8 protein-coding genes are annotated in these 7,545 nt (G+C 67.5%); 7 read left to right on the forward strand and 1 reads right to left on the reverse strand.

Annotation, left to right across the window (positions count from 1 at the left end):
* Positions 1 to 928, reverse strand: a 928-nt coding sequence (locus tag MMB92_RS34760; RefSeq protein ID WP_277563256.1) for a glycosyltransferase family 87 protein, incomplete at its 3' end; no start/stop codon positions are given.
* Positions 929 to 1,980: 1,052 nt separating this feature from the next.
* Here MMB92_RS34760 and MMB92_RS34765 point away from each other — a divergent pair.
* The 7 genes from MMB92_RS34765 to MMB92_RS34795 form a co-directional block, all read left to right on the forward strand.
* On the forward strand, positions 1,981 to 2,172 hold the full coding sequence (locus MMB92_RS34765) for a Flp family type IVb pilin (RefSeq protein WP_006483618.1): 192 nt from the start codon (positions 1,981 to 1,983) through the stop codon (positions 2,170 to 2,172).
* Positions 2,173 to 2,312: 140 nt separating this feature from the next.
* Complete coding sequence (locus MMB92_RS34770) at positions 2,313 to 2,504, forward strand: Flp family type IVb pilin (RefSeq protein WP_006483622.1); 192 nt, start codon at positions 2,313 to 2,315, stop codon at positions 2,502 to 2,504.
* An 82-nt stretch (positions 2,505 to 2,586) separates the two neighbouring features.
* The gene (locus tag MMB92_RS34775) at positions 2,587 to 2,805 is read left to right on the forward strand and encodes a Flp family type IVb pilin (RefSeq protein WP_006498088.1); all 219 of its coding nucleotides are present in this window, start codon (positions 2,587 to 2,589) and stop codon (positions 2,803 to 2,805) included.
* 28 nt (positions 2,806 to 2,833) lie between these two features.
* The gene (locus MMB92_RS34780; protein ID WP_006483615.1) at positions 2,834 to 3,373 is read left to right on the forward strand and encodes a prepilin peptidase; all 540 of its coding nucleotides are present in this window, start codon (positions 2,834 to 2,836) and stop codon (positions 3,371 to 3,373) included.
* Positions 3,374 to 3,427: 54 nt separating this feature from the next.
* A complete protein-coding gene (locus tag MMB92_RS34785) occupies positions 3,428 to 4,828 on the forward strand; it encodes an ATP-binding protein (protein ID WP_200061808.1) in 1,401 nt (466 codons plus the stop codon).
* 35 nt (positions 4,829 to 4,863) lie between these two features.
* Complete coding sequence (gene cpaB, locus MMB92_RS34790; RefSeq protein WP_034204006.1) at positions 4,864 to 5,703, forward strand: Flp pilus assembly protein CpaB; 840 nt, start codon at positions 4,864 to 4,866, stop codon at positions 5,701 to 5,703.
* Between the two features lie 104 nt (positions 5,704 to 5,807).
* A partial coding sequence (locus MMB92_RS34795; RefSeq protein ID WP_277563257.1) for a type II and III secretion system protein family protein occupies positions 5,808 to 7,545 on the forward strand: 1,738 nt, incomplete at its 3' end.

A 7,545-nucleotide genomic window follows, 5' to 3' on the forward strand; every position in this document is an offset into this window, starting at 1 on the left:
CGTCGACGGCCGCGGCGAGCGCGACGAGCGCGACCGCCGCCTGGGCGGCCAGCGCGGCCGCCACCGGCGCGCCGGCGAGCCGCAACGCGGCGAACGGCGTCGGCGACGCGAGCCAGTACGACGCGAGCATGAAGTGCTGCGCGCGTACCGTCGACAGTGCGTGACTCAAGCCGTGCAGCGCGGCGGGGCCGGCCAGCGCCACGCCGGCCGCCGCGAACAGCGTCGCGCTGATCGCCGCCGCCGCGAAGGTGCGCCACGCACGCGTCGCGATCAGCACGAACGGGAACACGACGGCGAGTTGCGGCTTGATCGCGAGCAGCCCGATCAGCACGCCCGCCAGGACCGGACGCTTGCCGAGCAGATGCAGCGCGAGCGCGGCGAGGCCGGCGGTCAGGATGCTGTTCTGGCCGAACAGCGCGGACATGCACACCGCCGAATACGCGACGACGACGAGCGCCGCGGCGCGCGGCACGGGAAGATGCGCGCGCAGCCCCGACAACCGGGAGACGGCGAGCGCGTAGCATAAAAGACTGCCCGCGAAAAAGAGGAAGTAAGCGGGCAGGAAAGGCACGAGGGCAACCGGCGCGATGAACAGCAGCATCGTCGGCGGATAGAGCCAGGGAAGCGGCCGGTTTTGCAGATACGCACCGAAGTGCGCGAACTCGGCCTGCAGGAATGAGGGCGTGTCGTAAGCCGCCGCGGCATGGCCTTGCAACACGAGATGCGATGCGGTCCAGAAGACCGAGAAGTCGGTGCCGGGGCGGGCGGTGGCGTTCGACGTGAAGCCGTCGGTCACGACCGCCCAGACGATCAGCAGCGCAGCGAAGAGCATCAGCATGATGCAGCTGTACGGAATGATCCGGTCGGCCGTCAGCCATTGAGCACAGCGTATTGCGCGATCGCGCGTTCCACGATTGGCTGTGTACATGATGCCCCGTCTGTCGTGTGGCCGCGTGGTCTGTCGCGGCCGTTTGATGTTGTGGTGCCTGCGGATCGAATCGCTCTGAAATGGCGTTGTCCGGTGAATTCATTGTTGAAGAAAAAATCGCGTGATGCAAACCACGCACGGCCGGCCGGCATTTAATGTGTTCAGCGATTCGGGTGAAAACCGCCATTTCTGGTATGAGAAAACGCCGCCGCCGGGATTCGTGTTTCTGGCCTGAAACATTCCGCGATTTTTACCGGCTGTGCGTGCCGCCGAACCCGCAGCGCGCGGGCGGTCTGCCGCGTTCGGGAAAATCCCGAGAAAATTTTTTAGGTCCTTCGTGCAGCGCCACGACGGGCTTTCGTGCCGGCCGCATGCGCCCGAACCGTATATATCAAAGTTGAAACATTTCGGCGGTCGGGCGTTTGGCGGAGGTTTGCATATATCGCTGAAACCCTTGATGCGTCTCGATTCCGACCGGGATGGTCCGCTCTTTGCGTAAGCGTTGGCACGGCAGTCGACGACGTGACGACCGGGCGGTTCCGGCAGGCAGCAGAGGAACCGGCTCGCGAATCACCTGCGGAACAGACAGTCCGGAGCGCGTCGGGGAACACGCAGCTCCAGTCCGATCAACCGCGGCAACCGTCGTCGAACGACCCAAGAGACCCGGTGGATTCAGGGCAATAAGAAATCGGCATGGCAGTACATGGGGAATAAAAATGAAAGACCACAGCACGTCGCGGATCGCAAGCCGCGTTAAAGACACACTGCAACTTTGCCGGGAATTCATCTCCCGTTCAACTGGATTCCATGCGTCGAACGGCCGTCGCGCCGTTCCGGTCGATCGACTCGTCCGGTTCATCCGGCCGGTCGAACCGTACACGCGTCTCTCATGCTCCGCCTCGCCGATACCCGTTCGCACGGACAACGCTGGTCCACCCCGTTGCCGCGACTGATCGTCGGCTTCCGATTTTTCGAGTAGTGCCGGTGGTGCCCACCCCCCGACGTCCTGACCGACGAAGGGTATTTCATAGCAGTCCGAAAGGAGAATGCTCATGTCAAGAATCATCGAAAAGATCGCGTGGTTCGTCCAGGATCAGGACGGCGTGACGGCCATCGAGTACGGCCTGATCGCCGCGCTGATCGCGATCGGCATCGTCGCCGCGCTGGCGACGGTCGGTACGGATCTGAAGACCGTGTTCAGCACGATCGCCGCGGATCTGGACTCGGCGGTAGCAGGCATCTGATGGACGGTACGACGAACGGCTCGTTCGAATCGTTCGTCGGCGCCACACGGCATCAACGACATTCCTCGACGTATCGAAGCACGGTCATCCGACCAGCCGGTGCGCGAGGATTTTGAAAGTCACCACGCAAGGAGATCACCATGTCCAAGCTCATTCAACAAGCCAGCCGTTTCGTTCGCGATGAAGATGGCGTGACCGCCATCGAATACGGCCTGATCGCCGCGCTGATCGCAGTCGGCATCATCCTCGCGCTGTCGACCATCGGGAAGGACCTCAAGACCGTGTTCAGCACGATCGCGGCCGACCTCGATTCGGCGGTGGCAGGCATCTGATGGAGCGTGCCGCGGACGGCTCGGCTGGTGCAGCGTTCGAGCCGTCCCCGGCCATCCGACCAACCGGAAACCGGAGACCATCATGCAAGCCATCATGCGTGTCGCACGTTGCTGGATCGCCGACGAACGAGGCGTGACGTCGATCGAATATGCGCTGCTCGCGTCGATGTTCGCCATCGCGGTACTGGGTAGCGTCGTCACGCTGAAGGGCTCGCTCGGCGCTGCGTACGAGATGATCGCCGCGGCCGTGACGGCTGCCGTGACCACCGCCGTGACCACCGCGCTGTCCATGGTTTCCTGATCCACCGATTCGATTCGCGAGGTTCGCCATGTTTCCCGTTGCGCCGCCTTACCCGGTTCCGTTGTGCGTGACGCTGCTCGCGGTCGCCGCGGCCAGCACGGACATCGCGACCCGTCGCATTCCGAATCGTCTCGTCTTGCTCGGCCTGGTCGGCGCATTGATCGCCCAGTGCCTGTTGCACGGCGTGCCGGCGGGCGTGCTCGGCTGGCTTGCCGGGGCGGCAACCGGCTTCGGCCTGCTGCTGCCGTTCTACCTGTTGCGCGGAATGGCGGCGGGCGACGTGAAGCTGATGCTCGCGATCGGCGCGTGGGTCGGCGCGGAAATGACCTTTTACATCGTGCTGGCCACGTTCCTGGCCGGCGGGATCGGCGCCATCGCCTACGCGCTGCTGCGCGGGCGGATGCGCCAGATGTGGGCGAACGTGCGCACGCTGATCGTGCGGCGCTCGCCGGCGGCGCGCGCCGAGGCCGACGACGGCCCCGCCGGGATCACATCGGTCGGCACGCTGCCGTACGGTGTGGCGATCGCGGCCGGCACGCTGGGCATGCTGTTCGCGTCGTGCGCATAGCGCGGCGGTTCCGTCACGAAGACGCAACGAGAACGCAACGAGGACGCAACGATCATGAACACGAACCACACCGAACCGAGACGCGACGCGCAGGTGGCACACCTGCCCGATCCGCTGCCGTCGCGGGAGGTCCATACGAAGCTGGGCGCGCAGCTGCCGTCGGCGCCGCGCTCGCTCGCGGAAACCGGGCTGAGCATGGCGTTCGTCGGCGGCCTCGTGCTGAAGTCGACGCTGGTGCTCGGCCGCCCGTCGTACGGCGATCTGGTCGATCGGCACTGCCTGCCGTTCGCGGTGCTCGACGAAGTCTTCGCGTTCCTGGTGCGCGAGCATCTGGTCGAGTTGACCCATCGCGGCGCGACCGATCTCGACGTGACGTTCCGCCTGACCGATGCAGGCCGCGTGCTCGCGCTCGAGGAACGGGAACGCAGCGGCTACAGCGGGCCCGCGCCGGTGACGCTGGATGCGTACCTCGCGAGCGTGGCCGCGCATTCGGTGCGCAAGCTGCACATCGGCCAGAGCGACGTGTGGGCCGCATTCGAAGGCGTCGTGATCGACACGGCGGTGCTCGATGCGGCGGCCGCCGCGCTGAACGCGGGCCGGCCGCTGCTGATCTACGGCCCGGCCGGCAGCGGCAAGACCTTTCTCGCCGAACGGCTCGGCGCGCTGATGCACGGCCGCGTGCCGGTGCCGTACGCGATCTGCGCGGCCGGCGAAGTGATCCAGGTCTACGACCCGCTCGTGCACGTCGACGCGGAAGCCGCGGGCGCCGGCCAGTCGGTCGATCGCCGGTGGCGCCTGTGCGAACGGCCGGTCGTGATGTCGGGCGGCGAGCTGACGCTCGACGAGCTCGACCTGCGGCGCGACGAAGCGGCCGGCTTCTACCAGGCGCCGCCGCACATGAAGGCGAACATGGGCATGTACGTCGTCGACGATCTCGGTCGCCAGCGCGTCGAGCCGCGCGACCTGCTCAATCGCTGGCTGCGTCCGCTCGATCGCGGCGTCGATTTCATGACGCTCGAATCCGGCAACCGCTTCGTGCTGCCGTTCGACGTGTGGCCGGTGTTCTCGAGCAACCTCGCGCCGGAGCAGTTCTGCGACGACGCGTTCATGCGCCGCCTCGGCTCGAAGCTGCACGTCGGCGCGATGTCGATCGACGACTACCGCGCGGTGTACGACGCCGCTTGCGCAGCGCTCGGGCTCGTGTCGGCGAGCGATGCGTTCGAGTTCCTGCTGCATCGGCTGCATCTGCCGACCGGCAAGGCGTTTCTCGCGTGCTTTCCGGCGGACCTGCTGCGCCTCGTGGCCGCCGGCGCGCGTTACCGCGGCGATCCGCCCGAGGTGACGCACGACGCGCTGTACGACGCGTGGGCGAGTTACTTCGGCGCGGCGCCTGAACGGGACGGCAGCCATCCGCCGCCCGTCGAGCGCGGAGGCCGTACGTTCGTCACCGGTTGAGCGGTTTCTTTCACGATTCGTCGAGGAGCATTGCCATGAAAAACAGTCGAGCGGTCATGATGCTGGTCGTCGCGATGATCGCGGGTCTTGCCGCGGTCGTATTCGCTTCCCACTGGCTGATGCAGACATCCACGAGCTCGGTCACGTCCGTCGCGGTGGCCACCACCGACCTGAACCTGGGCGAGCCGCTCGGGCCGAACCAGATCCACATGGTGAGCTGGCCGTCCGGCAGCGTGCCGACCGGCGCGTTCACCGACACGAAGGCGCTCGAAGGGCGCGTCGTGCGCACCAGCCTGTCGCGCGGCGAGCCGGTGATCGAATCGAAGCTCGCGCCGGTCGGCACGAAGGGCGGGCTGTCCGCGGTGATCGCCGACGGCAGTCGCGCGATCACGGTGCGCGTGAACGACGTGGTCGGCGTCGCGGGCTTCGCGCTGCCGGGCAACTACGTCGACGTGATCGTCAACACGCAGGAACAGCAGGGCAAGACCGACGGGCAGAGCATCTCGAAGATCGTGCTCGAGCACATCCTCGTGCTCGCCGTCGCGCAGCAGGTCAGCCGCGACGACACGGCGCCGAAGGTGGTCAACGCGGTGACGCTGGAAGTCACGCCCGACCAGGCCGAACGGCTCGACCTCGCGCGCAGCGTCGGCACGCTGTCGCTCGTGCTGCGCAACCAGGTCGACCAGAAGACGCTGAACACCGACGGTGCGACCAAGCTCACGCTGCTCGGCAAGGAGCCCGCACCGGCAGCGCCGCCGGCGCCCGTCCACGTACGGCCGGTCCGCGTGCACGTCGCCTCGCACGCGGCGCCGGAAGTGCGGCGTGACTGCGTCGGCGTGCTGACCGGCGTGAAGGGCAGCGTCGAATGTTTCTGAAGCAGATCGAACCAGCCAGACCAACAAACCGGCCGCCGGCAACGCGCGGCGGCCTTGGAAGTCGATAACCGGCACGGCGCCGGTCTCTCGGGGGATCAGACGAAATGAAGATCAAACCGCAACGCACAGGTACCGGCCCACTGCGCACACGCGTCGCACGGGGCACGATGATGACCGCGATCCTCTGTTCGGGATGGCTGACCGTGTATGGCGCGCTCGCGCAGGAAGGCATCGAATCGGCGGTGCTGACGAAGGGCGGCGCCAGCGCGCCGGCCGCGGTCGGCAAGGGGCCGATGCAGATGACGATCAGCATGGCGCCGGTGCCGGCCGCCGCGCCCGCCGCATCGGCGGGGCCGCTGCGCGGGCCGAACTGCGTGGGCGCCGTGCGCGAATCGACCAGCGTCGCCGTGCCGCTCGGCAAGTCGCTGCTGGTGCCGATGCCGGAGCCCGTGCGCAACCGGACGATCGGCAATCCGGCCGTCGCGCAGGCGACGATGGTGTCGCCGCAGACGCTGTACATCCTCGGGCTCGCGGTCGGCACGACCAACATGATCGTGCAGGGCAAGAGCGGTGCGTGCCGCGTGATCGACGTCGCGGTCGGCGCGGATGCCGGCGGCCTGCAGGCGTCGCTGCTGCAGCTGATGCCGAACGAGCGCGACATCCACGTGTCGACCGCGGCCGGCACGATCGTGCTGGCCGGCACCGTGTCGAGCTCGCAGGCCGCGCAGCAGGCCGTGCAGATCGCCCATGCGTACGGCGACAGCGCGGGCGACGCGGCGGGCGGCGGCAAGCAGGGCGGCGGCGTGCTGAACATGCTGAACGTCACGTCGCCGCAGCAGGTGATGCTCGAGGTGAAGGTGGCCGAGGTGTCGAAGACGCTGATCAACCAGATGGGCAGCGCATTCAACATCCAGGGCGGCTTCGGTTCGTGGAGCGGTGCGCTGGTCAGCAACCTGCTCGCGGGCGTCGCGAGCGGCGCGGTGTTCAACAAGGCGAACAACCGGCCGTTCAGCATCGCGGCCGACGCGCAGAACACCGACAACCTCGTCAAGATCCTCGCGGAGCCGAATCTCGTGACGATCAGCGGCCAGGAAGCGACGTTCCTCGCCGGCGGCAAGATCTTCATCCCGATCCCGCAAAGCAGCGGCAACGGCACGTCGTCGATCACGCTGCAGGAAGAGGAATTCGGCGTCGCGCTGAAGTTCACGCCGACCGTGCTGGCCAACGGCCGGATCAGCCTGAAGGTCGCGCCGGAAGTGTCGGAGCTGTCGCAGACGGGCGTCACGCTGAGCGCGACCAACATCGGCGGCACGTCGATCCTGCCGCTGATCACGACACGGCGCGCATCGACGACGGTGCAGATGAGCGACGGCGAATCGTTCGCGATCGGCGGGCTGATCAAGGACAACGCGACCGGCGCGCTGAAGGCGATCCCGGGTGTCGGCGAAGTGCCGGTGCTCGGCGCGCTGTTCCGCAGCACGTCGTTCCAGCAGGATCGCACCGAGCTGATCTTCCTGATCACGCCGCACCTGGTGAAGCCGCTGCAGACCGCGGACGTCGCGCTGCCGACCGATAGCTTCTCGAAGCCGAACGAAGTCGACGTGTATGCGACCGGCAACATGGAAGGCCGTGGCGGCGTGCGCAAGGCAGGCGCGCAGCCGATGCAACCCGCGAACGGCGCGGCCGCTGCCCCGCAGACCCCGGCCCAGGCCCCGGCGCCCGCGCCGGCGCCGCAATCGGAAGCCCCGGTCGCACCGGCCGCGCTGCCCGTGCCGCGTGCTCCGCAGGACGCCGACGTGCAGCCGCCGGTGCCGGCCGAGCCGCCGAAGGCGCCGGCGCCGG

Origin of the sequence: Burkholderia sp. IO2 (genome assembly GCF_029522185.1) — a bacterium.
GTDB lineage: Bacteria > Pseudomonadota > Gammaproteobacteria > Burkholderiales > Burkholderiaceae > Burkholderia > Burkholderia cenocepacia.